Below are 2,931 nucleotides of genomic sequence, written 5' to 3' on the forward strand. Positions count from 1 at the left end.
CGTATACGAGACCCGTACGTACGGTGGTGTGAGAGGCGCACTCTGTCAGTTTCTGGCAGAGCCGTCTACTCGATTGTGTTTTCGTACTTTATTTTCCGTTCTGTTTGTAGCGTTGGCAAAGACATACTCTTTTGCAATTTTGGCTTGTGTATCGGCTGTAGCGAATTGCAAATGTGTATGGCTTTTAGCGTTGGTTATTTTGTAAACCTAATTTGTAAATTCAGATTAAAATATAACTCTCCGTTTTCCTCATATATTTCTCCAAATCCGTGTCGAGAAGAACTTGCTGTGTCGAGCTTTGTATTATTTAGCAAGTAATCCTCAAATTCATTTCTGTTGTAAATATGATAACATAAAATGTCTCCATTTTCTTTGACGATTAAATATCCACCGGTTGCATCATATTTTCCTGTCCAAACTTGCGAAGGCATCATTCCTAATGCAACATCTGTCAAGAAGCGTTTTATTTTGTATTCATAAAACTTATGCTCGTTCTCAATGTCGAAGTTTAATGGATTTCGGTCAGCTGTTTTATTTACTAAATCGGTCAAATGTGAAAACTCACTTGAATAAAAATCAAAAACGATTTGCGATAAAATCTCTGGTAGTAAACTGTCTATTAGAACTAGATTATTTGAAAATATTTGTCGTTCTGTTTTTATAAAATCAAATTGCCCACCATTCTTTTGAATTTGAACAATTCTATCCATTATTTTACTTCTCGAAGCGATTGAATTGATTTGTTCAATTTCGTTTTCAGTTAAATTTGCACCAACAATTTTATAAATAAAGTTTGTCGTTTTACCTGCATTTAATAGAGTAGAAGGGCTTCCAAGTTGTGATTTTATACTAAAACCTAATGTCGGCTGTTGATTCGCTCTTTGGTCGTGAACAACAATCGTAATATCAGTTTTTGCAGTAGAACTAGCTTTTAAGGAAATACAATTTATGGATTGCATAAATTCCTCAATTTCTGGAACTGAAAAAGTCCTTTCTTTATTTTGTTTGATTGAATTTAAAAGAAAAAAAGCTTTGTCTTTAAAGTCTGAAATAGGGATTTTTAAAACTTCTTCATCACCCGAAACTAAAATAATCTCATCTTGGATTGAATATTCAAAATTACCGTTGTTTTCGGTGCGAAGTATTTTGATAATTGGGTAAACTAAACCTTCTAATTTTTCTATGTCTTTGTTTCCGAGAAATAATTGTTTGTCGCCTAATAATTTGAAAAGCGCATAAATTTCGCTCCATTCTCCCTTATTTCCTGTAATCATTTGCAGTTAAGTTTTTCTATTATTTTTTCCGCTGTTGCTTGAATTGCGGGAACTGCAACTGAATTTCCGAATTGTTTATATGCTTGTGCGTCTGAAACTATGATTTTAAAATTGTCTGGAAAGCCTTGTAACCTTGCCCATTCTCGTGGTGTCATTTTTCTAATTCCTTCTCGGTTCACTTTTCCTGAAATGTTAGTTATTGGTTTAAAATTTGTCAGTCTATCATCAAAAACTAAATTTCGTTCTCTGCCCATTCCACCACAAACAACTGCATTTGCAGTTCCATCATTTGGAATTATTTCGTAACCAAATCCATTGCCTTTGCTTTCGTGTCTTGCTCTGTGGTTTTTTAAAGTTTGGACGTATGTTGTCGATAAGTAATATTTTACAGAAACTTCTTCTTCTTCCAAAATATCGTCTAAAACTGCGTTTTTATTAGTCGGTTCTGGATACTGAAAATCTGTTATTCCTAAATCCTTGCGGAAACCTACGATAAAAATTCGTTCACGATTTTGGGGAACGCCAAATTCTTTAGCATTTAATATTTGAGGTTCAGGAACAAAATAGCCTAAATCTTCTCGAAGTACATTTAAAATTGTCGCTAATGTTTTTCCTTTGTCGTGGTTCCTTAAACCTTTTACATTTTCGAGAAAAATAGCTTTTGGTTGTTTCTTTTTTATGATTTCTGCCACGTCAAAAAACAATGTTCCTCTTGTATCTTCAAACCCGCCACGTCTTCCTGCAATTGAAAATGCCTGGCAGGGAAAACCTGCACATAGCACATCAAAATTATCTGGAATATAATTTTTTGTTTCAGGTTTGGTTATGTCTCCAAACGGAATTTCTCCAAAATTTGCTTTGTACGTTTGTTTAGAATATTTGTCCCATTCGCTTGTGAAAACACACTTTCCTTCAAGATTTTGAAATGCTAAACGAAATCCCCCAATTCCGGCAAAAAGGTCGATAAACTTAAATTTCGGTTCTTCGGGTGCTGGAAAAGGAACAGATTTATTGAGGTCAAAAATTAAATATTGAAGAGCTTCTTCAGCAACTTCATTTGTGACTTTTTCGGTTGGATATTCTTTTTCAAGAATTTCTTTTACGTAAGAAAGAGCATCTTTTTTGTAAAATTGAGAAACTCCATTTTTATGATTATGCAAATAATGCGTAAAAGAAGCAGGTTTAGAATTGTCTGGGTCAACTACTTTTATTTCAAATAGTTGTCCGTCAATGTTTTCTATGTCAATTCTTTCTTTAATCATTATCTCTTATTTAACCGTACAAGTTAATAAAGTTTGCTGTTTTGGTCGGTCGGTTTCTATATTTTTATTCACAATCTTTTCACGGTTTTTTAGAGCGCAAAGGCAAGAAACAGCTCTTTTGGTTTTTTCAGAGTTGGCTTATGTGTCGGCAAAAACCAAATGTGCTGTTTGTGCGTTGGCTTTTTTTGTATGAAACACAACGTGTTTGTATAAGATTAGTTGCGTGTTTTAAGCACTAAAGTTAGCAAATAAATCACAGATAGAAAGTCCGCGAGGACTTTCGTAAATTGGCTAAAACCAGCAATTAATTTTATACGGTGTGTGTGCCCAGCATGGGCATCTTTTGATTTACCGAAAGGTAAATAATTAATCTAGAGGGTGCAAGTCCCTTATGC

At 34.0% G+C, this 2,931-nt stretch carries 2 protein-coding genes; both read right to left on the reverse strand.

Features of this window, described 5'->3' with window-relative positions; translation table 11 throughout:
• Positions 1–194 precede the first annotated feature (194 nt).
• Complete coding sequence (locus Q0998_RS19155) at positions 195–1,274, reverse strand: HpaII family restriction endonuclease (RefSeq protein ID WP_299673031.1); 1,080 nt, start codon at positions 1,272–1,274, stop codon at positions 195–197.
• A complete protein-coding gene (locus tag Q0998_RS19160) occupies positions 1,271–2,536 on the reverse strand; it encodes a DNA cytosine methyltransferase (RefSeq protein ID WP_299673034.1) in 1,266 nt (421 codons plus the stop codon). Before Q0998_RS19160 ends, Q0998_RS19155 begins: the two co-directional genes overlap by 4 nt.
• Between the last annotated feature and the right edge of the window lie 395 nt (positions 2,537–2,931).

The organism is uncultured Polaribacter sp. (assembly GCF_947501385.1).
In the GTDB taxonomy this organism is placed as follows: domain Bacteria; phylum Bacteroidota; class Bacteroidia; order Flavobacteriales; family Flavobacteriaceae; genus Polaribacter.

Bases quoted from the DNA above. Each gene is read 5' to 3' on its own strand.
- Q0998_RS19155 (WP_299673031.1), bottom strand. From the start codon at position 1,274: ATGATTACAGGAAATAAGGGAGAATGGAGCGAAATTTATGCGCTTTTC.
- Q0998_RS19160 (WP_299673034.1), bottom strand. From the start codon at position 2,536: ATGATTAAAGAAAGAATTGACATAGAAAACATTGACGGACAACTATTT.